The sequence below is a fragment of the Undibacterium sp. TJN25 genome (genome assembly GCF_049339885.1).
In the GTDB taxonomy this organism is placed as follows: Bacteria; Pseudomonadota; Gammaproteobacteria; order Burkholderiales; family Burkholderiaceae_D; genus Undibacterium.
In genome coordinates this window covers 199,879-224,682 of sequence record NZ_JBMPPM010000009.1, presented here as the reverse complement: position 1 = coordinate 224,682, position 24,804 = coordinate 199,879, and the positions used below count along the sequence as shown (strand labels likewise).

Genomic DNA, 24,804 nt, shown 5'->3' with positions numbered 1-24,804 from the left:
CTGGTTTGAACATGGATAAAGAAATATTATTGGCCCAGCCCCGCGGTTTTTGCGCCGGGGTGGACCGCGCGATAGAAATCGTCGAACGAGCGCTGCAACAATTTGGTGCTCCGATCTATGTGCGCCATGAAATCGTGCACAACGCTTACGTGGTCAGCGACCTGAGAGAAAAAGGCGCGATCTTTATCGAAGAGCTGGACGATGTCCCGCCGGGTAATACGCTGATATTTTCCGCACATGGCGTACCGCAAAGCGTCAGGAAGGATGCCGAGGCCAGGGGATTGACGGTATTCGACGCTACCTGCCCGCTGGTCACCAAGGTGCACATGGAGGTGGCCAAGATGCGGCGCGAAGGGCGCGAGATCATCATGATAGGCCACCAGGGCCATCCGGAGGTCGAAGGCACGATGGGGCAAAGTGAAGGGGGCATGTACCTGGTGGAGACCGTCGAAGACGTCGCTACGCTGGAAGTCGGCAACCCTGAATTGCTGGCTTACGTGTCGCAGACCACCTTGTCAGTTGACGACACGGTGGAAATCATCGCCGCGCTGAAGCAGCGTTTTCCGTCCATCAGCGAGCCGAAAAAAGGCGACATCTGCTATGCGACGACCAATCGCCAGGAGGCAGTCAAGTTTATGGCGCCGCAGGTGGAACTGGTGATCGTGGTTGGCAGCGCCAACAGCTCCAACTCAAACCGCCTGCGCGAAGTGGCACTCAAAAAAGGCGCGATGTCGTACATGATAGATAACGCGGAGGCGATCAAGCCTGAGTGGCTGGCCGATGTTCAGCGCATAGGCGTCACCGCAGGCGCTTCTGCGCCCGAGATTCTGGTGCAGGATGTGATCGCCAGGTTAAAAGAACTGGGCGCCAAAAGTGTGCGAGCTCTGGACGGCGCAATCGAAAACGTTACTTTCCCGATGCCCAAGGGCCTGAACGCCCCAAAATGATCTCTTGATGTTGGGTAATTTCACAACATCAAGCTGAAATTAAATTTGTAACTCTCTTCTTATTCCGTATTTTATTAGGTGATTTCATCGCTAACATTGCTGCGCAGCTGAAACCCCGGTTTTCAGGTGTGCCCGCAATGGCGGTGTAGTAGTATTTATACGTAGTTTGAAAGCCAGTGGCAGTTTTGCCATTGCCACCCCCTTACTAGTCTGTATAATCTCGCCGCAATTGCTGTATTACCTATAAAGTAGTAACAGGAAAATTATAAAAGCTTTTTTACTAAAAGTTGTCGAGGAGAGTCCTATCATGTGTTTTCATTACACTTCCATTGCTCCGAATACTATAACGCGTCCTTTCGGATAACAGATTCCCACGCTCCAGCGGCACCCAGCATTGACCGGGGTGCCGTTTTTGTTATCAGGAATGATTTTTGCTGAACATGCTTAGAAGCCAAGAGTTTTGTTTTTCGGCAAAATTTTGATTCGTTTAAAAGAGAGAGAAACAACATGGATACCTTTATCCAACAAATTATTAATGGACTGGTGCTGGGCAGTATGTATGCGCTGGTCGCGCTCGGCTACACCATGGTGTACGGTGTTCTGAATCTGATCAATTTTGCCCATGGCGACGTACTGATGGTCGGCGCCATGGTAGGCATCACCATTTTGAAGCTATTGCAATCGGTAGCACCCGGCCTGCCGGGCATGGTGCAGCTGATCATCGCCATCATCGGTGCAATACCGGTCTGTATCGCCGTCAACGTGCTGATAGAGCGCGTGGCTTACCGCAAATTGCGCAATGCGCCGCGCCTGGCCCCGCTGATCACTGCGATTGGCGTATCCATTCTGGTGCAGGTGTTTGCGATGATGATCTGGGGCCGCAGCCCTATCGCCTTCCCCTCCGTCATGCCTTTCACGCCTATCCCCGTCGGCGGCGCAGTGATTTCGCAAACCCAGGTGCTATTGCTGGTATTGGCGACGCTGGCGATGGTCGGCCTGGTGCTGCTGGTCGAAAAAACCAAGATGGGCCGCGCAATGCGCGCCACTGCTGAGAACCCGCGTGTCGCCGGTTTGATGGGCGTGGATTCCAACAAGGTCATTGTGGCGACGTTTGCGATCGGCGCTGCGCTGGCGGCGATTGCCGGTGTGATGTGGGCGGCAAACTATTCTTCCGCGCAGTTTGCGATGGGCTTCGTTCCCGGCCTGAAAGCGTTTTCGGCAGCGGTGCTCGGCGGTATCGGCAATATCTACGGCGCGATGGTGGGCGGTATTATCCTCGGTCTCATAGAAAGCCTGGGCGCCGGCTACATCGGCGACCTGACCGGTGGCATCCTGGGCAGCCAGTACCAGGATATTTTTGCCTTCGTCGTGCTGATTATCGTATTGACCTTGCGGCCATCCGGCATCATGGGTGAACGTGTTGCTGACCGCGCCTAAGGAGAGAAGAACATGTCGAGCGTTTTTGATATAAAGAGCAATCCTTCCAAGGCATATACCAGCTTTGCCATCCTGGCGGTGCTGCTGGTTGCTTTCCCTTTCGTGGCATCCAATTTCGGTAATTCCTGGGTGCGTATCATCGACTTTGCGCTGTTGTACATCATGCTGGCGCTGGGTCTGAACATCGTCGTCGGGTTTGCCGGCCTGCTGGATCTGGGCTACATCGCGTTCTATGCGGTGGGCGCCTACACCGCCGGCCTGCTGGCGTCGCCACAGTTTGCGACGGTGCTGGAATCCTTCGTCAACAACTATCCCGCGGTAGGTAATTTCCTCATCATGGTATGCGGTCCGGAAATCACCAAGAGCGGCCTGCATCTGTCCGTATGGCTGATCGTGCCGATTGCGGCAGCACTGGCCGGCTTCTTTGGCGCCGTGCTCGGTGCGCCGACGCTGAAGCTGCGCGGTGACTATCTGGCGATCGTTACGCTGGGCTTCGGTGAAATCATCCGTATTTTCATGAACAACATGAATTCGCCGATCAACTTCACCAACGGCCCGCAGGGTATCAACCTGATCGACCCGATCAAAATCTTCGGCGTTTCGCTGAATGGCGAAGCAGGATCACAGGCGACGGTGCACTTCGGCGCTATCAGCATGCCATCGGTGAACGCCTATTACTTCCTGTTTCTGGCCTTGTGTATCGCGATCATCTTCATCTCATCGCGTCTGCAGCATTCCCGCCTGGGCCGCTCCTGGGTGGCGATCCGCGAAGATGAAATCGCTGCCAAGGCGATGGGCATCAACACCCGTAACATCAAGCTGCTGGCGTTCTCTATGGGCGCGTCTTTCGGCGGTGTATCCGGTGCGATGTTTGCCGCGTTCCAGGGCTTCGTATCTCCCGAATCCTTCTCTCTGCTGGAATCCATTTCGGTGCTGGCGATGGTGGTGCTGGGCGGTATCGGCCATATCCCCGGCGTCATCCTGGGCGCGGTCATTCTGGCGGCATTGCCGGAGGTGCTGCGCCATAGCGTGGAACCGATACAGAACCTGCTGTTCGGCAAAATCCTGATTGAAGCAGAAGTGCTGCGTCAATTGCTGTACGGCCTGGCCATGGTAGTCATCATGCTGAACCGTCCTGCGGGCTTGTGGCCTGCGCCCAAGCATGAAGACCGAATGACCGGCAACAAAGACACTGCGCCTGTGGCTTAAGGATACTGACATGACTGAAAAGACTATCTTAAAAATTGAAGGCGCCAATAAGCGTTTCGGCGGCCTGCAGGCTTTGTCCAATGTAGGAATCGAAATCAAGCAAGGCCAGATCTACGGCCTGATCGGCCCCAACGGCGCCGGCAAGACGACTTTCTTCAATGTGATTACCGGCTTGTACCAGCCCGACACAGGCACCTTTGAGCTGGACGGCAAGCCTTATTCGCCATCCGCCCCGCATGAAGTGGCCAAGGCCGGCATTGCGCGTACGTTCCAGAACATCCGCCTGTTCGGCGAAATGACTGCAGCCGAAAACGTCATGGTAGGACGCCATATTCGCACTCATCAGGGCGTGTTCGGGGCGGTGTTCCGCCACCCTGCGGCACGCAGGGAAGAAGAAGAAATCCGCCAGCGCGCGCATGAGTTGCTGGACTTTGTCGGCATAGGCAAGTTCGCCGAGCGTACCTCCAAGTTCCTGTCTTACGGCGATCAGCGCCGACTGGAAATTGCGCGAGCACTGGCTACCGATCCGAAATTGCTGGCGCTGGACGAACCTGCCGCCGGCATGAACGCGACCGAGAAACTGGCGCTGCGTGAACTGCTGGTCAAGATCAAGGCAGAAGGCAAGACCATCCTGCTGATCGAGCATGACGTCAAGCTGATGATGGGCTTGTGCGACAGGATCACCGTGCTGGATTACGGCAAGCCGATTGCCGAAGGCCTGCCGGCAGACATACAAAAAAATCCCGCTGTGATCGAGGCGTACTTGGGAGGTTCTCACTAATGCTTGAAAATGTATTGAAGATCAGCAATCTGAAGGTTGCTTATGGCGGCATCAAGGCCGTCAAGGGTATTGATCTGGAAGTCAATAAAGGTGAGTTGATCACATTGATTGGCGCCAACGGCGCGGGCAAGACCACGACGCTGAAAGCCATCACCGGCACTTTGCCAAGCTGCAAGGTCGAAGGTGAAATCCAGTATCTGGGTAAATCAATCAAGGGCATCAACTCTTTCCAGCTGGTCAATAGCCATCTGGCAATGGTGCCGGAAGGCCGCGGCGTATTCACGCGCATGAGCATCCAGGAAAACCTGATGATGGGCGCTTATACCCGTAACGACAAGGCAGGCATCAACGCCGACATTGAAAAGTGGTTCTCTGTCTTCCCGCGCCTGAAAGAGCGCGCTGCGCAGCTGGCCGGTACTTTGTCCGGCGGCGAGCAGCAGATGCTGGCGATGGCGCGTGCGCTGATGAGCCATCCCAACCTGCTGCTGCTGGATGAGCCTTCGATGGGCCTGTCGCCCATCATGGTGGAGAAAATCTTTGAAGTGGTACGCAATGTATCGGCGCAGGGCGTGACCATTCTGCTGGTGGAGCAGAATGCGAAGCTGGCACTGCAAGCGGCGCACCGTGGTTACGTGATGGATTCAGGCGCAATCACAATGAGTGGCGACGCCAAAGACATGCTGCACGACCCGAAAGTACAGGCCGCTTACCTTGGCGAATAAGGCTGCAGCGTAAGCTGTGCGCCTTCTTTGTTGAAAATGTCCCGCTTGCGGGGCATTTTTTTTGCCCGGGCCTGGGGCAAGAAAAAAGCCCTGGTTTTGAACTGAACCAGGGCTTGTTGCTACCTGCCGGCAGCGGCAGTGACCGTACCGGCGCGGCTAATGGAGCAGGATTATTTTTTTGCGGCGCGCGGCGCTGCTTTGACAGCCGCTTGGGAAATCTGCGTCACAGCTGTGCTGAGGTTGGCTTCCAGAGCTTCTACCGCCTGCTTGGTGGTCTTGGTCAGATGATCGTAGCTGGCATTGGCATTGCCGATGGCTGTCTTGAACAGGGCTACGACGTTTTCAGATCCGGCAGGTGCATTTTTTGACACTTCTTCGATCAGCGCCAAGACCTTGCGGTTGGTTTCTGCGATTTGTGTTTCGGCCGCTTTGGTAAATTCTGCCTGGGTGCTGGAGGCAATGGTTGCCAGGTGACGGCTGTAGGCGATTGCTTTTTCTGCATTCGGCTGCGCCTGAGCTGCGCTCAGGCTGAAAAATTCCTGTGGGTCTTTTGCTGAAAACAGTTGCTTGGCGGCGGCAGTGGATTCTTCGAGAGAAGTCTTTGCAACTGTCATGTTCAGGTCAACAAACTTTTCCACGCTTTCAAATGCTTTGCCTGTCAACGCAGTGATCAGCGCGAGCTGGGCATCGAAGTTCGCTTTGGTAGCTGCAGAAAATTGTTCAGGTATTGAAAACATTGATATCTCCTAAGAGGATGTAGAGCTTGGGGAATAAAGAATTGTATCCAGGAAACAGGGCAGAATACCCGTGCAGCGCCAGCTTTTTGTGCGATGCACCATGACATATTCTAGGGTTTAAAAATAATAAGTCAAGCCAATCTTGTGCGTTGCAATAAAATTGCCTTTTTGTACAACATTAATTATTGATCAGCGTCTGATCGCTACATCATGACTGAGCATTTTGCCAATAAAATGAGGATCAGGCGTGGCGATTATGCGGGCACATTATGACTGGCAGATGAAATATTGCTACTATGCTAGACTCGTTTCCAGGAAGCTGGTCCGTTTCGGCTGATGGCTGCGATCTGTTTTTTAATTGTTCTATTTGCGAGGAAAGAATGCCGTTGGAAGCTAAGCAGCGCAGCGATTTTCAGCATTTTCATGCGATTACGACCCGATGGATGGACAACGACGCCTACGGGCATGTCAATAACGTCGTGTATTACAGCTGGTTCGACACCGTGGTCAACCAGTTCCTGATCGTCAACGGCGTACTGGATATAGAACACGGCAAAGTTATTGGCCTGGTGATCGAAACCCAGTGCAACTACCTGGCGTCAGTCGCTTTCCCCGACCAGGTGACGGCCGGCGTTAGTGTCAGCAAACTGGGAAATTCCAGCGTGCGCTACGAGGTCGGCATCTTCAGGAACGACGAACACTCAGCCTCGGCCCAGGGCCACTTCGTGCATGTCTATGTGGACAAGGTAACGCGCAGGCCCGCCCCTATCCCCGCCGACATGCGTGCCTTGTTAACCACCATACAGTCCACTTCATGATTAGCACGCAATGATTACCACGCAAACCCAGCAGATCGTTGATGAAACGATGACGTCGCGGCGCTCCGTCCGCGCTTTCCTTCCCGATGCGGTTGCAAAGGAAGACATAGAGAAAATCCTGGAAGTGTCGTCCCGTGCGCCTTCCGGCAGCAATACCCAGCCGTGGAAAGTTTATGTGCTGACAGGGGAAAAGCTGAAGCAGCTTGCCGCCGCCATTCTTGCCGCACACAATGCTGCGGGCGGCGGCCATGCGGAAGAATATAATTATTATCCTGTCAAATGGACGTCGCCGTATGTGGACCGGCGCCGCAAGATAGGCTGGGATTTGTATGCCTTGCTTGGCCTGGGCCGCGAAAACAAGGCCGGCATGCATGCGCAGCACGGCCGCAACTACGGCTTCTTCGATGCGCCTGTCGGCTTCATCTTTACGATAGACAAGGTCATGGAGCAGGGCTCCTGGCTGGACTACGGCATGTTTTTACAGAACGTCATGCTGGCGGCGCGTGCACGGGGGCTGGATACCTGTCCGCAAGCAGCGTTCAACCAGTACCACAAGATCATTGCCGAGGTATTGCAGTTGCCGGAGAATGAGATGGTCGTCTGCGGCATGTCGCTGGGGTATGAAGACCGCAGTAAGATAGAGAATACGCTGACAACGGAACGTGAGACCGTTGCAGGTTTTGTCAAATTCCTGGAATGAGTATTTCCTTTAAAGCGGAAAAAAAACTTACCGGCCTGCTGGACCCGCGACGGGAGTTCGCCTTCACGCAGATTGAAAGCGAGATCCGCTACGATCCCCTGACACAGGAAACGGCGCGCATCTGCCATTTTTCCGGCATAGTGCCGCAGCCGGAAGATTTAACGGAAATACTGGAGTCCACGCGGCAGCATTGCCCCTTCTGCCTGCCGCAGGTCACAAAAATTACGCCAAAATTTCCACCGGCCTTCCTGCAAAACTTCCGGGCTGAAGGAAGTGTCGTCAGCGACGGCAGGCTGGTGCGCGGCGAAGCATGCCTGTTCCCTAATCTTTTTCCTTACGACGAAATTTCCGCCATTGCCGCGATATCGCATCAGCATGCTTTCGATGCCGCAGCCATGCCCGTGCGCGCGATCGCAGATGCGATTTTGCTGGCGCGGGATTTCTTCCGTCATGCGCGGCAGGCGGCCAGCCAGCCGGGGGATACCTACGGCTTGCTGACGTGGAATTATCTGCCGGCGTCCGGCGGCTCACAGCTGCATCCGCACATGCAGGTCGCATTGACGCGGCATCCCGGAAACCGGCTGGCGCGTGAGCTGACGGCGGAAACTGCCTACCTCAAGGCGAACGGCCGCACGTATGCCGGTGATCTTGTCGACGCAGAGCGCGGTGGGTCGCGCTGGCTGATGGAAGATGCCGCGGCATCATGGATCACACCGTTTGCACCGACCGGTGTGCTGGGCGACGTGATGGCGGTGTTTCATCATCGCAGTGCTGTCGAGGAGCTGAGCGACGATGACATCCACCTTTTTGCGGCATCGCTGAGCAAGATCGTCGCCTGTTTTGCTCACAATGGCCTCAACAGTTTCAATCTCAGTTTCTTCCCCGATGCGCCGGTCGATAAGCCAGACCTGATCTCAGGCCGTCACCGCCTGACAGCCAGGCTGCTGCCACGTTTTTATCTGAACAACAGGCTGCACGTGTCCGACGCATCCTATCTTCAGTTACTGCTGCAAGAGGCTTTTTGCATGCGTTTTCCAGAAGATCTGGCAGCACAAATGTGCAAAGAATTGTAAAACGATGTAAAACCGGTGACGTTTGGTCTATATTGAAGTACATCTTCATGTTTATGACACAAGGTTTTGCATAAGATAATTGCGCTAAGTCCTTAATTCTCTTGCGGAATTTTCGGATTTTGCTACACTGCACTAAATTCCGTGTCATAAATTTCCTGGAGTAAAGTGTGGTGGCATTTACCCAAAAATCTGTTTTGCAAGCTGCGCGGGCGATAGCCGCCGTTTTTGCTATCGCAGTACTGCCTGCGATGCTGATGTCGGCGCAAGCTGCAGAAGCCAGGAAGCACGTTGTGAAGAAGGCGGTTGTTCACAGGGTCGCCGTCAAGGCGCCTGCGTCTCGTCTGGTCAGGCATACCGTCATGGTCAATGGCAAACGCCGGGTGGTTGTCCAGCGTGTGACCGTTATTCCCGCCGCTCCCGAAAAACTTTCCGCAGGTGAAATCGCAGGCCTCAGTCACGGCAACGATGCGCTGGACCTGAAATCGAATGTCGCCTACGTCATCGACCAAACCAGCTCGCAGGTACTGTTTGATAAAAATTCTGAAGTTTCCTTGCCGATTGCCTCTATTACCAAGCTGATGACAAGCTTGGTCGTCGTTGAGGCCAGCCAGGACATGAACGAGGTCATCGAAGTCACCAATGAAGATATCGACAAGGAAAAGGGCACCAGTTCACGGCTGAAGATTGGCGCCAGGCTGTCGCGCGCCGATATGCTGCATATTGCGCTGATGAGTTCAGAAAACCGCGCCGCTTCCGCGCTGGGAAGAAATTATCCGGGTGGGCTGCCTGCTTTTGTTGCGGCAATGAATGCCAAGGCAGCACAACTGGGCATGAGCGAAACCCACTATGTCGATTCTTCCGGCCTGTCCCCGCATAACGTGGCCAGTGCCCGCGACCTGGCTAAACTGGTCAATGCCGCCTACCAGCAGCCGGTGATACGCCAATACTCCACCGACTCCAAATACGTCGTCGAACCGGGCGGGCGGCCACTGCAGTATTCGACGTCGAACCACCTGGTGGCCAATCCTGCCTGGGAAATTGGCTTGCAAAAAACCGGTTATATTTCTGAAGCGGGCCGTTGCCTGGTCATGCAGGCAATGATAGAAGGCAGGGCCATTGTCATGGTCTTCCTGGACTCCAAGGGTAAATACTCGCGTCAGGCAGATGCCGGCCGCATCCGTAAATGGCTGGAATCGCTGAAGCCTACCGCGCTCGGCGCAGCGCCAATGTAATTCCACCGCTGTTGTCAATGCAATGATGCGCGCCCCGCCAAGCTGCGGGACGCGCCATTCAACCAAGCTACGCCTCCACATCCGTCTCCAGCAGTATCTTCCACAGCGCTTTCGTCGCAGCGACACCGTCTGCCACCAGTTCCGGTGCCACGCGTGCCTTCTCATCTCCCTGCAGTCTGTGCTTATGCTGCAGCCTGCGGAAATTGCGGTAGGCATCCGCTACTTTCTCCGCCAGCCCGGCATCGATCAGGCCCAGTTCAGCACACAATTTCAGCAAGGCGATATTGCCCGAGTTCGCCGTAACCTGGGGGTACGGGCAGGCGTATTCGAGTACCAGGAATTGGACGATGAATTCGATGTCTATCATGCCTCCGGCATCCTGCTTCAGGTCAAACAGTTCGCTGCGGTTTGGATGGGCATCGCGCATTTTCTTGCGCATCGACAGTACTTCGGCCCGCAGCGCGGCAGTGTCGCGACGCTGTCGCAGGACGTTCTCGCGCACCTGGTCGAACTGCTGCGCAATGCTTGCTTCCCCCGCGCAAAAGCGGGCACGGGTTAGCGCCTGGTGCTCCCATAACCAGGCGGACTTTTCCTGGTAGCGCGCAAAAGAAGCTACCGATGAGACCAGCAGTCCGCTGGCGCCGTCCGGCCGCAATGCGATATCGATATCGAACAGGATGCCGGCCGGCGTATGGCAGGTCATCCAGGTGATGAAGCGTTGCGCCAGCTTGGCGTAAGCGGCGGGTGCGTCCTGGTCATCGTCGTCATACAGGAAGATGACATCGAGATCGGAGGCATAGCCTAGTTCCTTGCCGCCCAGCTTGCCATAGGCGATGACCGCAAATTGCGGCTGTTCCCTGTGCCGCGTTGAAATGGTTTCCCAGGCAGCCTGTATCGTGGCCGACACGATCAGGTCTGCCAGCCTGGACAAGGCATCGGCCAGATGTTCCACTGTCAGCTCGCCCTCCAGGTCTTGCGCCAGCAGCCGGAACAGCAGCGCATGGTGCATTTCGCGCAGGGTTTCCATCTGCCTTTCGGTATCGCCCTTGGCGTGGTCCAGCTGCTGTTGCAATTCCAGCGCAAACGCTCCCCAGTCCGGTGGCTGGTGCAGCACCGATTCGTCCAGCAATTCATCCAGCAGGATAGGATGGCGGCTCAGGAACTTGGCGGCCCAGTCGCTGGAGTCCATCATCCTGACCACGCGCTTTAGCGCATACGGATATTCGGTCAACAGTGCGAGATAGGCGGCGCGGCGGGCAATGGCTTCCATGAAGTCGAGCAGCCGGTTCAGCGTTTGCAGATGGGTATCCGATTGTGCGACGATCATGCTCAGCGCATTGTTGATCAGCGCTACCAGCTTGTTGCGGCTGTTTTCCGGCAGGGATTGCAGGCGCGGTGACTGCCATGTGGCCATCAGCCTCTGCACGGCAGCGGGAACATCATTGAAACCCAGCGCAGCCAGCTGTGCTTCAACCACTTCATGGCCGTCCGATTCCGACAGCGTTGCGGCAATCATCCTCTCATCGTCATCGGCGGAAGGTCCGGACTTTTTTTCCTTGAAGATTGCGTCGAACTGTTCGGCGACGAATTGCCGGTGGCCTGCCAGTTGCCGGAACAGTTCTTCAGTGTCGGCATAATTCATCATCTGCGCAATGATCTGCTGGTCTTCGGGCCTGGCGGGAAAGGTATGGGTTTGCGCATCGTCCAGATACTGCAGCCGGTGCTCCACATTGCGCAGGAAGCTATAGGAATCCAGCAGCTTCTCCACTACCAGCGGTTCCAATATGCCTTTCTCGCCCAGGATGCGTAGCGTAGCGCGGGTGGAGCGGTCGCGCAGTACCGCTTCGCGGCCGCCGCGTATGAGCTGGAATACCTGGCTCAGGAATTCTATTTCACGTATGCCGCCGCGGCCGAGCTTGACGTTGTTGCTGCGTTCGGGGTGGCGGGTTTCCTGCCGTATGACCTCCGCCCTGATCTGTGCATGCATGGAGCGCAGCGAATCGATCGCACCATAGTCCAGGTAGCGGCGATAGACAAAAGGGCGGACGATTTTGTCGAGTGCATCAATGTCGCTTTGCCTGCCGGTCAGCGCGCGCGCCTTGACCCAGGCATACCGCTCCCATTCGCGGCCCTGTATCATGAAATACTCTTCCACCATCGCAAAGCTGGCGACCAGCGGGCCGGATGCGCCGTTGGGCCGTAATGCCATGTCCACGCGGAAGCTGAAGCCGTCTTCAGTAACTTCTGAGATTGCAGCGATCAGTTTTTTACCGAGGCGGCTGAAGAATTCATGATTGGACAGCGGGCGCTGCTGCTCGGACGTAGTATGGGTTTCTCCATCTTCGGCATAACAAAAAATTAAATCTATATCAGACGATACATTCAACTCGCGGCCACCCAGCTTGCCCATGCCCAGCACGATCATTTCCTGCGCTTCGCCGCTGTCCTCGCCAGTCGGCATGCCGTGCGCCAGCACCATGTCTGCCATCAGCGCCTGCAGGTGGGTCTGCACTGCAAAATCGGCAAATTCACTGACTGTTGTGACAACTTCATCCAGGTCTGCCTGGCCGCCTAGATCCCGCGTGATCAACGCCGAAATCAGCAAATTCCGCAAGCGGCGCATCGCTCTTTGTAGACTAATCCCAACATCTATTTCTTTTTGTAAAAAAGCGGAAAAATCGGTGCGTCTCAAGGATAATCTGGATAGGTGTGCCAGAGTGTCTGCGCGGCTGCCGTCGGCATTCAGCCAGCGCTGCACAAACCTTGATGGCGACGGTGTTACAGGTAGGGGCAAAGGGAGATCGTTCATTGAGGCCTGCGGAGATAAATTCGTTGGAGGTTTTGCATCGATTTTAAGCCAAACGGAGATGAAAGAGGCCTGCTGTGGAAATCCTGCCTGTTTTACGCCGATTTTGCTTTGAGCCCCGTGCAGATGAACTTATACTCTTAGCAAGTATGCATATAGGCATGTTCCGGCCAATTAACGGGACAGCCGCGTTTTTGAGTTATCAGGGAACGGTTTAGAATTCATTCGAAAAGGGAGGCTGAGCATCATGCCTTTTTTCCATGCCGAGCCCCATGTTTGTAGATTATGACGACAGAAAATCCAGCTCCGCTTGCTGAAGACAGATGGCTGGATAAGATGTATCGCCGGTTTTGCGGCGGCTGCAGTACTGCCGGTTACGCCTGCGGGCGGGGGCTGCGCGTCATCCTGAAAATCCTGGCAATTTGCTACTTCGTGTTTTGCGCGCTGTTCCTCGGCTTGCGTTACGGCGTATTGCCGAATATCGAGCACTACAAACCCGATATAGAAAAAATGGCCGGTGCCGCGGTAGGGCGCGAGGTCAATATCGCGTCGATACGCGCATCCTGGAAAGGCCTGAACCCCAGCGTGTCGCTAGGCAATGTTGTGCTGAAGGATGGCGCCGGCAAGAATGCACTGGTGCTGCCGGAGGTGTCTGCCACATTGTCATGGTGGAGCCTGTTTGCTGCCGAACTGCGATTTGAAAATATAGAAATTCTCAGGCCCACGCTGGAGCTGGAGCGGCAGGCGGATGGCCGCATTTACGTTGCCGGGTTTTTCATCGATACGCATCAGCAGGGTGACGGCGGCGGCATGGACTGGGTGCTGTCACAAAAGCAGATCGTCATCCGCGACGGTTCTGTAGTCTGGAATGACCGCCTGCGCCCGGTGCCCGAACTGGCGCTGACCCAGCTCAATCTGGTGCTGGATAACCAGTGGCGGCATCACCGTTTTGCTCTCAGGGCGGTGCCGCCGGCAGCACTGGCCGCGCCGGTGGACATCCGCGGTGATTTCCAGCATCAGGTTTTTTCCCGCAAGACTTCAGATTTTTCTACGTGGAAAGGCGAAGTGTATGCCGATCTCAAGCAGGCCGACCTGGCGTCGCTGAAAGCCTACCTGGATTATCCGCTGGACCTGCAAAAGGGCTTTGGGACGGTACGTGCCTGGCTCAAGCTGGATCGCGGCCACATGGCCGACCTGACTGCCGACGTCAGGCTGGCCGACGTGACTGGGCGCTTCCGCCAGGATTTGCCGCTGCTGGATATGGCCCATATCAGCGGCCGCCTGGTTGCCAGCGAAAAACAGGGCAGCAACAGCAAGCTGCTGACTGCGATTCTGGGCGAGGGAGGGCATTCGGTTTCACTGATCGATTTCTCCATGCAGACCCGCGACGGTACTATCCTGCCGGCCACGACGATACAGGAAAATTTCATCCCGGCACAAAAGAACCAGCCGGAAAGGGTGGAGCTGTATGCGAAGCTGCTGGACTTGCAGACACTGGCCAATTTCGTCGGACACCTGCCGTTGCCGGCCAGCCAGCGCCAGATGCTGGCGGATTTTGCACCGCAGGGGCAATTGCGCAACTTCAGCGCCAAATGGCAGGGAAGCTATCCGGCGGTTTCTTCGTACTACGTAAAAGGCGACTTCATCAATTTGTCGCTGAAGCCGCAGGCGGCCCAGCTGGCGCGCGCCAAAACCGCGACTGAGCCTGCCAAGGCGGCAGTGCCGGCGGTGCCGGGATTCGATCATCTGTCCGGCACGGTGGATGCCAGCGACAAGGGCGGCAGCTTTACGCTGGACTCCGCCGATCTGGCGTTACAACTGGGGGGATATTTCAGCGACCCTTCCATGCCGTTCAACAGCTTGAAGATGCAGGCCAGCTGGCAGTTCCAGGAGCACGACAGGCTGCTGTTGCAGATAGGCCGGATGGATTTTGTGCAGGATGGCATGACCGGAGAGCTGTCGGGGAAATACCTGATGTCCATGCGCGGCAGCAAGGAGCCGCACGCCGATGAAATAGACATTAACGGCAAGCTCAACGGCTTCCAGGTCAACCAGATCGGCAAATTTCTTCCTCTTGCTTCGCCTGATCACCTGCGTGAGTGGCTGACTGGCGCGTTGCTCGGCGGCCGCGCCGACGACGTCACGCTGCGTCTTAAAGGGGATCTGGCGCACTTCCCTTTTGCGGCGACTGACAGCAAGGGCAGGCACGCGGGCGAATTCCAGGTAAAAGGCAGCATTGTCGACGGCAAGCTGGATTTTTCTCCGGGGCATCTGTCGGACGATGGCCAGTCGCCGTTATGGCCGGCGATAGAAAACATCAAGGGCAGTTTTTTGTTCGATCGCGCGAGGATGGAAATTCGCGCCGATACAGCCTCTACGCTGGGCGCCGACCTCAACAAAGTGCTGGCGGTCATTCCCGACCTTGGGCATCCCAATCAGGTGCTCGCGATAGACGGCAATGCCGGCGGCAATCTGCAGACGATGGTGCAATACGTGAATGCCAGCCCGGTCACTGGCTGGCTGGGACATTTCCTGCAGGACAGCAAGGCCAGCGGTACGTCGCAGCTTGCGCTGAAGCTGCAATTGCCGCTGAGTCATTTGATCGACTCCCGGGTGCAGGGCGGGCTATTGTTTAACGGCAATGACGTGGCGCTGCTGGCCGGACTGCCGCCGCTGACTACCGTCAACGGCAAGCTGGAATTCAACGAGCACGGTGTCAACCTGAATACGCTGAAAGCCAACCTGCTGGGCGGTGCGGTGGCCATTACAGGGGGTACGCAGAAAGAGGGCTTTATTCGCGTCAAGGCGGATGGGGTTGCCACATCCGATGGCTTGCGCAAGGCATTTCCGGGCACGACAGTAGAGAAAGTATCCGACCGCATCAGCGGCGGCGCGCGTTACGGCGTGACGATCAACGTCAGGAAGAAACAGCCCGAGATCATCGTTGAGTCTTCATTGCAGGGCATTGCATTGAACTTCCCCGCCCCGCTGCGCAAGGCCGCCAACGAATACATGCCGTTGCGCTTTGAGCTGAATCCGCTGGCATCCAATGATGCCGCAATATGGCGGGATGAGATAAAGATCGCGCTGGGCTCGGCGGTTTCCGTGCGCTACCTGCGCCAGAAAAACATCGACAAGAATACGCCTTGGCAGATGGTGCGTGGCGGCATAGGCGTCAATGCTCCCGCGCCTGAGCCCGATAGCGGCTTGACGGCAAATATCGATTTCAAGGCGCTGAACGTGGATGAATGGACCAGCCTCGTCGGCGCCCTATCTGCGACTCCTGCCGGCAGTGCCGCAGTGGTGGCGCCGGTTCCTGCAGGCACGCCCGGCGCGCTGACTGTGGAGCCGGTGAGGCTGGATATTTCCGCTTACGTGGAGCCTGATGTATTGGCTGCCCGCACGTCCGAGCTGCTGATCATGGGGAAAAAGCTGGACAATGTAGTGGTCGGTGCTTCGCATCAAAAAGGCATCTGGCAAGCCAACATCGACTCTACACAGGCCTCCGGCTACCTGAGCTGGAATGAAGGCGGCAACGGACAGGGCATAGGCAATGTCACTGCGCGCCTGAGCAACCTGATTATTCCGCAATCAGCTGCATCCGATGTATCCGATTTGCTGGAAGGAAAAAATACTTCATCGCAAATTCCAGGACTGGACATCGTTGCGGAGAACTTTGAGCTGTTCAACAAAAGGCTGGGGCGGATAGAATTGCTGGCCAGCAATGCCGCGATTGCGTCGGGTCGCGAGTGGCGCATCAACAAGCTGTCGCTGAAAAATCCGGATGCCGAATTGCGTGCCAGTGGAAAATGGACAACCCGCGGCGGCGGCGGGATAACCGGCCTGACTTATGCGCTGGATATCGCCGACGCAGGCAAGCTGCTCGGCCGCATGGGTTTTGCCAACGTCTTGCGGGGCGGGCGCGGTAAACTGGACGGCGACGTGCATTGGAACGGTTTGCCGTTTGCACTGGATATTCCTAGCATGACGGGCAACATCCAGCTGGAACTGGCCGCAGGGCAATTTTTGAAAGTCGATCCCGGCGCTGCCAAGCTGCTTGGCGTATTGAGCCTGCAATCCCTGCCGCGGCGGCTGACGCTGGATTTCCGCGATGTCTTCTCCGAGGGTTTTGCATTCGACTCCATCAGCGGTTCGGCCCAGGTCCAGCAAGGCGTGCTGAAAACTGATAATCTTAAGATGCGCAGCGTCAATGCCACCGTGCTGATGGACGGCAACGCCGATATCTCCAAAGAGTCTCAGAACCTGCATGTGGCGGTGATTCCTGAGGTGAATGCCGGGGCTGCCTCTGTTGTGTACGGGCTGGCCGTAAATCCCGTAATCGGGCTGGGAACTTTCCTGGCGCAATTATTCTTGCGCGAGCCGCTGGCCAGGGCTTTTACTTTTGAATACCAGATTACAGGTCCATGGAGCGATCCTACCGTGACCAAGCTGGACAACAGGCTGAGCCCCCAGTCCTCTGTGAAACAGGCCAGGGCGGACATCAACAACAATTGAGCAGGGCATGAGGACCGACATGAAAGTTGCTGCAATACAGATGGTTTCAACCCCGGTGCTGGAGCAGAACATGGCGACCGCAGGGCACCTGATGCGGCAGGCTGCGGAGGACGGCGCCGGCTTGCTGCTGCTGCCTGAATACTGGCCCATCATGGGCATGCACGAGACCGACAAGATCGCACTGGCGGAAGCGCCGGAACGTGGGGCGATACAGGAATTCATGGTCGATGCGGCGCGTTCGCTGGGCGTGTGGCTGATCGGCGGAACATTGCCGATGGCGTCCGGCGATCCGTCCAAGGTGCTCAATACGACGCTGGTGTACAGCCCGCAGGGCGCACAGGTTGCCCGTTACGACAAGATCCACCTGTTCGGTTTTACCAAGGGCGACGAGTCCTACCAGGAGTCGCGCACGATCACGCCAGGCAAGGATGTCGTCACTTTTGATGCAGGCTTCGGCAGCATAGGCCTGTCGGTATGCTACGACCTACGCTTCCCGGAGCTGTACCGTGCAATGGGCGCTTGCAGCCTGATTGTGGTGCCGGCTGCTTTTACGTACACGACCGGCCAGGCGCACTGGGAAATCCTGCTGCGCGCACGGGCGGTGGAAAACCAGTGCTATGTGCTGGCATCCGCGCAGGGCGGCAAGCATCCGAACGGCCGCCGCACCTGGGGGCATAGCATGCTGATCGACCCCTGGGGTGAGATACTCAGTGTGCTGGACGAGGGGGAAGGCGTGGTTGCGGGTGAACTGAAGCTGGATTACATGGACAAGGTACGCGAAAACCTGCCCGCGCTGAAGCATCGCATACTTGCCTAACAGGTTCGCATGCCAGGAGCAGGGCTGTTTCGGCTTGTTTGGCTGGCGCTTGCCCATATATGTTCTACAATCCGGTATCGGGCTCGTTTGCCCATCTGTAACGAATTTCTTGAGATAGACGAAGACTATGAACCATTACGAACCTACGCTGCGCCACCTGGCGGTTGCCCGCGATATCCTGCTGACCCCTTTCGGTCTGGATGAAAGCAAGCTGAACCAGGCGCTGGCGTCCATGTTCAGCCACAAAGTGGATTATGCCGACCTGTACTTCCAGTTCACCAAGAGCGAAGGCTGGAGCCTGGAAGAAGGCATCGTCAAGACCGGCAGTTTTTCGATAGACCAGGGCGTCGGTGTGCGTGCCATTTCCGGCGACAAGACGGCATTTTCGTATTCCGACGAAATCTCCGAACGCGCTCTGCTGGAAGCTGCCCGGGCCACGCGCACGATTGCGCGCCAGGGTGCGGGCAAGATCAAGGTAGCGTCGCAGATGCATGATGTCGGCGGTCGTGCGTTGTACCTGCAGGATGATCCTTTGGCTTCGCTGGATGCGAATGAAAAAGTCAGCCTGCTGGAAAGGCTGGAAAAGATCGCCCGCGCGAAAGACCCGCGCATAGTGCAGGTCATGGCCGGCCTGGCGGGTGAATATGATGTGGTACTGGTGGCGCGCAGCGACGGCGTCATCGCCGCCGACGTCCGGCCGCTGGTGCGTGTATCGCTGACGGTGATTGCGGAACAGAATGGCAGGCGTGAAGTCGGTTCCAGCGGCGGCGGCGGCCGTTATGATTACTCCTATTTTTCCGACATACTGCTGGAAAAGTATGCCGACGAAGCCGTCAAGTCCGCACTGGTCAACCTGGATGCGCGTCCTGCGCCTGCAGGGCCGATGACGGTTGTGCTCGGCCCTGGCTGGCCCGGCGTGCTGCTGCATGAAGCCATAGGACATGGCCTGGAAGGCGACTTTAACCGCAAAGGCTCCAGCACCTTCTCCGGCCGCATCGGCGACCGCGTCGCCGCCAAGGGCGTGACCGTGGTGGATGACGGCACCATCGCCGACCGCCGCGGCTCGCTGAACATGGATGACGAGGGCAACCCGACCCAGTGCACAACACTGATCGAAGACGGCATCCTGAAAGGCTATATGCAGGATACGATGAATGCGCGCCTGATGAAAATGCCGGTGACCGGCAACGCCAGGCGCGAATCTTTCGCCCACCTGCCTATGCCGCGCATGACCAACACGTATATGCTGGCTGGCGACAAGCATCCAGAAGAAATCCTGGCTTCGGTGAAAAATGGTTTGTTCGCCGTTAATTTCGGCGGCGGCCAGGTTGACATCACCAACGGTAAATTCGTTTTTTCCGCCAGCGAAGCCTACATGATAGAAGACGGCAAGATCACCTATCCGGTAAAGGGTGCGACGCTGATCGGTAACGGGCCGGATGTACTGAACCGCGTGTCCATGATAGGCAATGACATGCGCCTGGATTCCGGCGTCGGCGTATGCGGCAAAGAGGGCCAGAGCCTGCCGGTTGGCGTAGGCCAGCCTACGCTGCGCATTGATGGCCTGACCGTCGGTGGCACTGCCTGATTGCGATTGCCGGATAGGAGGTTTGGTGGTGTTCAATATTACACTTGCCAAACCAAAAAATTTGAGGCAATATGAGTTTAGACCTAATTTTATGCACCAAAAAATGACTTTTGCACGCTTTTATTTCTTCTTTTACTTTAGCTATTCCAGCCCAACGGCGGTGGAGAAGCGGCAGGCTCACGTAAAAGCAGCAAGTTAAGAGAGCCAACCAGATTCTTAAAAACCGCCAGGAATGGCGGTTTTTTTTTGACCATTTACTTTTTAGAAATGCACAGGAGAGAACATGCTAAGGACTGACGATCTACGTATTCGGGAAATGAAAGAACTTCTTCCACCTTCTCATCTGATCCGCGAATTCGCTTGTTCAGAAAAAGCGGCCGATGTCGCTGCCAACGCACGCACCGCCTTGCACCGCATCCTGCATGCGCAAGATGACAGACTGATGGTTGTGATCGGCCCGTGCTCCATCCATGACACCAAGGCGGCATTGGAATATGCACAATTGCTGGTCAGGGAACGCGAGCGCCTGTCCGCCGACCTGGAAATCATCATGCGCGTATATTTCGAAAAACCGCGCACAACCGTAGGCTGGAAGGGGCTGATCAACGATCCGTATATGGACAACAGCTTCCGCATCAACGACGGCCTGCGCACGGCGCGCGAACTGCTGCTAAATATCAATGAGCTGGGTCTTCCGGCCGGCACCGAATACCTGGACGTGATCAGCCCGCAATATATTGCCGACCTGATCAGCTGGGGCGCGATCGGCGCCCGCACGACGGAATCGCAGGTGCATCGCGAGCTGGCATCCGGCTTGTCCTGCCCGGTCGGTTTCAAGAACGGCACCGACGGCAATGTAAAGATCGCGGTAGACGCGATCAAAGCCGCTTCGCAGCCGCATCACTTCCTGTCGGTGACCAAGGGCGGCCACTCGGCGATTGTCTCCACCAACGGCAATGAAGACTGCCATATCATCCTGCGCGGCGGTAAAACGCCCAATTACGATGCCGTCAGCGTGGATGCAGCCTGCAAGGACATCGCTTCCAACGGACTTGCTTCACGTCTGATGATAGATGCTTCGCATGCCAACAGTTCCAAGAATCCTGCCAACCAGATCCCGGTCTGTGCCGATATCGGCTCGCAGATTGCCGGCGGCGATACGCGCATCGTCGGTGTGATGGTCGAATCTCATCTGGTAGCAGGCCGCCAGGACCTGGTTCCAGGCAAGGAGCTGGTCTACGGCCAATCCGTGACGGATGGTTGCATTGCGTGGGAAGACAGCGTCAAGGTATTGGAAGGCCTGGCGGCGGCAGTAAGGCAGCGCCGCTTGAAAGACCGGGAGTAAAAAGACGACGGGCAAACCCGCTTGGAACCGGGTTTGCCTTGCAGCGTTAGAAGCGCTTGGTCAGCACCATCTGTTCACCATCCCGCCGCATTTCCATGCGGTTCAGGAACGACATTCCCAGCAAAATAATCGGCAGGCCCGATTCCTGCACCATCGCATCGACCTGGTGCAGTTCTACGTCGCCGATCTTGACGGTATCAAGCTTTACCCGGTACACGTTGATGATGCCGTTGGCCGTGCTGGCCCGGCCTATCTGTCCTTTCCGGTAGTCTATCCCCAGCCGGGTCGCGTCGGCGGCGGGCAGCGCAATCAGGCTGGCGCCGGTATCGACCAGCATGCTGACGCCGCTGCCGTTGATGGAACCCCTGGCGACGAAGTGGCCCTGGGAATCCGCTTGCAGCGTGACGCTGGAGCTGCCTCCGGAACTGCTGGCATGATGGACATACTGGCCCATCGTCAACACCTGGCGCTTGCCGTTACTTTCTATGGTTGCGGTATCGCCATCCACAGCCACCAGCCTGGCGCCCTCGGCCACGGTAGCTCCGACCGCGTATGTTTTCGGCGCCTTGTCGTCAATGACCAGTACCGCCTTGCCGGGAAACAGGCCGACCACGCCTATGCTGGCAGCCTGCGCCGCGGCGATACAGCAGCACAGGCAAAGCAGCGCGGCCAGGGTTTTCACCGGGATGTCGGAGGTGATAATGCGATGAGGACGGTCAGTCGCGGAAATTGTTGAATTCAAGCGGCAGGTCGGACACTTCCTTGCGCAGCATGGCCATGGCGGCCTGCAGGTCGTCGCGTTTGGCGCCGGTGACGCGCACTGCGTCGCCCTGGATGCTGGCCTGTACCTTCATCTTGCTGTCCTTGATGACGCGCACGATTTTCTTGGCCGCTTCGGTTTCTATGCCGTTCTTGATCTTGATGACCTGCTTGACCTTGTCGCCGCCGATTTTTTCTATTTTACCGTCATCCATAAAGCGCACGTCGACATTGCGTTTGACCAGCTTATTGGTCAGCACATCGCGCACCTGGCTGAGCTGGAATTCGGAATCGGCATACGCAGTCAGGTCGCGCTCTTTCTGTTCCACGCGGGCGTCGCTGCCCTTGAAGTCGAAACGGGTGGTAATTTCCTTGTTGGCCTGGTCGACGGCATTCTTGACTTCAACCATATTGGCTTCGGAGACGGTATCAAATGAGGGCATGGCTATTCCTTACTAAACAATATTCCATCATTTTAACCCAGCTGGAACCCATCTTAAAAATACTAGGCTCCTTATGCGGCTTGAGGTGTAGACGGGCGGGTATTTGGCGTTGCATTCCGGCCCGGACGCTCTTTTCAGGTGAGTTCTCGGTATAATTCAGCGCTTATGACCACCTTACTGTCGCTCCAAACCGATTATCCTTTGCGCAAGCTGAACAGCTTCGGCATTGATGCACATGCACAAGAATTCCTCAGTATCGACCACGTCGCGCAACTCCATGCGCTGAGGGCCAACGAAGCGCTGGCCGGCATGCCTAAACTGATCCTGGGCGGAGGCAGCAACTTGGTCTTGCCGGACCAGGTGCCCGGGCTGGTGGTAAAGATTGCGCTGGCCGGGAAAGAAATCATCAGCGAAGACGACACCCATGTTTATGTGCGCGCGGAAGCCGGTGAAAACTGGCATGAGTTTGTGCAATGGACGCTGGCACAAGGTTTCGGCGGCCTGGAAAACTTGTCGCTGATTCCTGGGACAGTAGGCGCTGCGCCTATCCAGAACATCGGCGCCTACGGCGTGGAGATGCAGGATGTCTTTCATTCGCTGGATGCGTTCGACCTTGGCACCGGTGAAGTACTGACCTTGAGAAAACCTGCCTGCCGCTTCGCCTACCGCGACAGCATTTTCAAGCATGAATACAAGGACAGGATGGTAATCCTGGGTGTCGTTTTTGCGCTACCCAGGCGCTGGGAGCCGAAGCTCGGTTACGCCGACGTGACCAATTATCTGGCGGAGAAAAATATTGGTGCACCAACCCCGGCCGATGTTGGCAATGCCGTGATCGCGATACGCCAGGCCAAATTGCCGGATCCCACCGTCATCGGCAATGCAGGCAGTTTCTTCAAAAATCCCGTCGTCAGCGCGGAACTGCGCGACCGCCTGCTGCAATCCCATGAAAAGCTGGTCAGCTACGCGCAGCCTTCCGGTGACTACAAGCTGGCCGCCGGCTGGCTGATAGAGCAGTGCGGCTGGAAAGGCAAAAACCTGGGCAATGCAGGCGTCTACGAAAAACAGGCATTGGTACTAGTCAACCGCGGCGGTGCCACCGGCAAGGAAGTGCGCAGGCTCGCGCACCAGATACAGCTGGATGTGCAGAAAAAGTTTTCAGTGATGCTGGAAGTTGAACCGGTATTTGTCTGAGGCCGCCGGTTGTGCCTTTTCTTTGGAAGTTCTTATAGAAAGTGGCACACGTAGTCCAGCGTCTCCACCGTTTCTATTTCAAACTTGGAATTGCCCGGCACTTTGAACTGCTGGCCGGCGTGGTATTCATTCCACTGGTCTTCACCTTGCCGGCGAATGCGGCATTTTCCTGCATTGACTTCCATCAGCTCTGGCGCGGCCGTATTAAATACCAGGCTGGATGGAAAGATCACACCTATGGTTTTCTTGCTGCCGTCTGCAAACAGCACGGTGTGCGATACGCATTTGCCGTCGAAATAGATATTGGCCTGCTTGACGACGCTGACCTGGTCGAATTGTGTAGTCATATTTTTCAGAGAATAAAAAAACAGCCCGCATCCTGTAAGGGCGGGCTGTTTGTATGTGCCGATAGGGGAGTTACTGGCCGCGTTTTGCGCGCGCATTGGCGGCAATGCGCATGCGCAGCGCGTTCAGTTTGATGAAGCCGCCCGCATCTGCCTGGTTATAGGCGCCGCCATCTTCGTCGAAGGTGGCGATGTTCATGTCGAACAGTGAATCCGTTTTAGAGTCGCGCGCAACCGTGATCACATTGCCTTTGTACAGTTTCAGGCGCACCCAGCCGTTCACTGTCTGTTGTGTCTGGTCGATCAGCGTTTGCAGTGCGACGCGCTCCGGCGCCCACCAGTAGCCGTTGTAGATCATGGATGCATAACGCGGCATCAGGTCATCCTTCAGATGCGCGACTTCGCGGTCCAGTGTGATCGATTCAATGGCGCGGTGCGCGCGCAGAATGATGGTGCCGCCTGGGGTTTCATAACAGCCGCGCGATTTCATGCCGACGTAGCGGTTTTCCACCAGGTCCAGGCGGCCTATGCCATGCTTGCCGCCGAGGCGGTTCAGTTCCGCCAGCACGGTGGCCGGCGACATGCGGGTGCCGTTCAGTGCGACGATGTCGCCTTTCTCAAATTCCACGTCCAGGTATTCCGCTACATCCGGTGCTGCTTCGGGGCTGACAGTCCAGCGCCACATCGACTCTTCGGCTTCCGCGCTAGGGTTTTCCAGATGGCGGCCTTCGAAGCTGATGTGCAGCAGGTTGGCATCCATGGAGTACGGTGCGCCGCCGTTCTTGTGCTTCATGTCGATGTCGATGCCGGCGTCCTCTGCATATTTCAGCAGTTTCTCGCGGGACAGCAGATCCCATTCACGCCATGGAGCGATGATTTTCACGCCTGGCATCAGTGCATACGCGCCCAGTTCGAAACGCACCTGGTCGTTGCCTTTGCCGGTAGCGCCGTGCGAAATGGCATCGGCGCCGGTTTCCCTGGCGATTTCGATCAGGCGTTTGGCGATCAGCGGGCGGGCAATCGATGTGCCCAGCAGGTATTCGCCTTCATAGATGGTGTTGGCGCGGAACATGGGGAACACGAAATCGCGCACGAACTCTTCGCGTACGTCGTCAATATAGATGTTCTCAGGCTTGATGCCGAATTTGATGGCCTTTGCGCGCGCCGGTTCCAGTTCTTCGCCTTGGCCGAGATCGGCGGTGAAGGTGACGATTTCACACTGGTAATTGTCTTGCAGCCATTTCAGGATGACTGAAGTGTCCAGGCCGCCCGAGTAGGCGAGTACTACTTTTTTGATGTCGCTCATGATTTGCTTTCCGATATTGCAGTAGGTATTA

At 56.5% G+C, this 24,804-nt stretch carries 20 protein-coding genes; 14 read left to right on the top strand and 6 right to left on the bottom strand.

The window, feature by feature from the left end:
* The first annotated feature begins 11 nt into the window (after positions 1-11).
* The 5 genes from ispH to ACO0LO_RS22000 all read left to right on the top strand — a co-directional run bounded on the left by ispH (position 12) and on the right by ACO0LO_RS22000 (position 5,096).
* Positions 12-947, top strand: a complete 936-nt coding sequence (ispH, locus tag ACO0LO_RS22020) for a 4-hydroxy-3-methylbut-2-enyl diphosphate reductase (protein ID WP_422967410.1) — start codon at positions 12-14, stop codon at positions 945-947.
* 507 nt (positions 948-1,454) lie between these two features.
* Positions 1,455-2,384 carry a branched-chain amino acid ABC transporter permease gene (locus tag ACO0LO_RS22015; protein WP_394781519.1) on the top strand — a complete coding sequence of 310 codons (930 nt, stop codon included), beginning with the start codon at positions 1,455-1,457 and terminating at the stop codon, positions 2,382-2,384.
* A 12-nt stretch (positions 2,385-2,396) separates the two neighbouring features.
* Positions 2,397-3,593: an ABC transporter permease subunit gene (locus ACO0LO_RS22010; protein WP_422967408.1), complete on the top strand. Its 1,197-nt coding sequence runs from the start codon at positions 2,397-2,399 to the stop codon at positions 3,591-3,593.
* A 10-nt stretch (positions 3,594-3,603) separates the two neighbouring features.
* Entirely contained in the window at positions 3,604-4,374 is a 771-nt protein-coding gene (locus ACO0LO_RS22005) for an ABC transporter ATP-binding protein (RefSeq protein WP_394781517.1), read from the top strand.
* The gene (locus ACO0LO_RS22000) at positions 4,374-5,096 is read left to right on the top strand and encodes an ABC transporter ATP-binding protein (protein ID WP_422967406.1); all 723 of its coding nucleotides are present in this window, start codon (positions 4,374-4,376) and stop codon (positions 5,094-5,096) included. Before ACO0LO_RS22005 ends, ACO0LO_RS22000 begins: the two co-directional genes overlap by 1 nt.
* Before the next feature lie 170 nt (positions 5,097-5,266).
* On the opposite strand, the gene phaP is transcribed toward ACO0LO_RS22000, so the two are convergent.
* On the bottom strand, positions 5,267-5,833 hold the full coding sequence (gene phaP / locus ACO0LO_RS21995; RefSeq protein WP_422967404.1) for a TIGR01841 family phasin: 567 nt from the start codon (positions 5,831-5,833) through the stop codon (positions 5,267-5,269).
* 380 nt (positions 5,834-6,213) lie between these two features.
* Between phaP and ACO0LO_RS21990 the strand changes: the two genes are divergently transcribed.
* The 4 genes from ACO0LO_RS21990 (at position 6,214) to pbpG (ending at position 9,656) form a co-directional block, all read left to right on the top strand.
* Complete coding sequence (locus ACO0LO_RS21990; protein WP_422967402.1) at positions 6,214-6,651, top strand: acyl-CoA thioesterase; 438 nt, start codon at positions 6,214-6,216, stop codon at positions 6,649-6,651.
* A gap of 10 nt (positions 6,652-6,661) precedes the next feature.
* Entirely contained in the window at positions 6,662-7,351 is a 690-nt protein-coding gene (locus tag ACO0LO_RS21985) for a nitroreductase (RefSeq protein WP_422967400.1), read from the top strand.
* Complete coding sequence (locus tag ACO0LO_RS21980; RefSeq protein ID WP_422967398.1) at positions 7,348-8,424, top strand: hypothetical protein; 1,077 nt, start codon at positions 7,348-7,350, stop codon at positions 8,422-8,424. Before ACO0LO_RS21985 ends, ACO0LO_RS21980 begins: the two co-directional genes overlap by 4 nt.
* A gap of 248 nt (positions 8,425-8,672) precedes the next feature.
* Positions 8,673-9,656, top strand: a complete 984-nt coding sequence (pbpG, locus tag ACO0LO_RS21975) for a D-alanyl-D-alanine endopeptidase (RefSeq protein ID WP_422967493.1) — start codon at positions 8,673-8,675, stop codon at positions 9,654-9,656.
* Between the two features lie 67 nt (positions 9,657-9,723).
* On the opposite strand, the gene glnE is transcribed toward pbpG, so the two are convergent.
* Positions 9,724-12,465, bottom strand: a complete 2,742-nt coding sequence (gene glnE / locus ACO0LO_RS21970) for a bifunctional [glutamate--ammonia ligase]-adenylyl-L-tyrosine phosphorylase/[glutamate--ammonia-ligase] adenylyltransferase (RefSeq protein WP_422967396.1) — start codon at positions 12,463-12,465, stop codon at positions 9,724-9,726.
* A 282-nt stretch (positions 12,466-12,747) separates the two neighbouring features.
* Here glnE and ACO0LO_RS21965 point away from each other — a divergent pair, with 282 nt between their 5' ends.
* The 4 genes from ACO0LO_RS21965 (at position 12,748) to aroG (ending at position 20,727) form a co-directional block, all read left to right on the top strand.
* A complete protein-coding gene (locus ACO0LO_RS21965; protein WP_422967394.1) occupies positions 12,748-16,977 on the top strand; it encodes a YhdP family protein in 4,230 nt (1,409 codons plus the stop codon).
* 19 nt (positions 16,978-16,996) lie between these two features.
* Positions 16,997-17,794: a carbon-nitrogen hydrolase family protein gene (locus tag ACO0LO_RS21960; protein ID WP_422967392.1), complete on the top strand. Its 798-nt coding sequence runs from the start codon at positions 16,997-16,999 to the stop codon at positions 17,792-17,794.
* 127 nt (positions 17,795-17,921) lie between these two features.
* Positions 17,922-19,382 carry a metalloprotease TldD gene (gene tldD / locus ACO0LO_RS21955; protein WP_422967390.1) on the top strand — a complete coding sequence of 487 codons (1,461 nt, stop codon included), beginning with the start codon at positions 17,922-17,924 and terminating at the stop codon, positions 19,380-19,382.
* Between the two features lie 283 nt (positions 19,383-19,665).
* The gene (gene aroG, locus ACO0LO_RS21950) at positions 19,666-20,727 is read left to right on the top strand and encodes a 3-deoxy-7-phosphoheptulonate synthase AroG (protein WP_422967388.1); all 1,062 of its coding nucleotides are present in this window, start codon (positions 19,666-19,668) and stop codon (positions 20,725-20,727) included.
* Positions 20,728-20,773: 46 nt separating this feature from the next.
* On the opposite strand, the gene ACO0LO_RS21945 is transcribed toward aroG, so the two are convergent.
* Positions 20,774-21,469: a retropepsin-like aspartic protease family protein gene (locus tag ACO0LO_RS21945; RefSeq protein ID WP_422967386.1), complete on the bottom strand. Its 696-nt coding sequence runs from the start codon at positions 21,467-21,469 to the stop codon at positions 20,774-20,776.
* Positions 21,444-21,929, bottom strand: coding sequence for a YajQ family cyclic di-GMP-binding protein (locus tag ACO0LO_RS21940; RefSeq protein WP_394781505.1), 486 nt, complete (start codon positions 21,927-21,929; stop codon positions 21,444-21,446). The genes ACO0LO_RS21945 and ACO0LO_RS21940 overlap by 26 nt, the downstream gene beginning before the upstream one ends.
* A gap of 165 nt (positions 21,930-22,094) precedes the next feature.
* Here ACO0LO_RS21940 and murB point away from each other — a divergent pair, with 165 nt between their 5' ends.
* Positions 22,095-23,123: a UDP-N-acetylmuramate dehydrogenase gene (murB, locus tag ACO0LO_RS21935; protein WP_422967384.1), complete on the top strand. Its 1,029-nt coding sequence runs from the start codon at positions 22,095-22,097 to the stop codon at positions 23,121-23,123.
* 32 nt (positions 23,124-23,155) lie between these two features.
* On the opposite strand, the gene ACO0LO_RS21930 is transcribed toward murB, so the two are convergent.
* Both ACO0LO_RS21930 and ACO0LO_RS21925 read right to left on the bottom strand, forming a co-directional pair.
* Positions 23,156-23,470 carry a pyrimidine/purine nucleoside phosphorylase gene (locus ACO0LO_RS21930; protein ID WP_422967382.1) on the bottom strand — a complete coding sequence of 105 codons (315 nt, stop codon included), beginning with the start codon at positions 23,468-23,470 and terminating at the stop codon, positions 23,156-23,158.
* A gap of 70 nt (positions 23,471-23,540) precedes the next feature.
* A complete protein-coding gene (locus tag ACO0LO_RS21925) occupies positions 23,541-24,773 on the bottom strand; it encodes an argininosuccinate synthase (protein WP_422967380.1) in 1,233 nt (410 codons plus the stop codon).
* Positions 24,774-24,804: the final 31 nt, after the last annotated feature.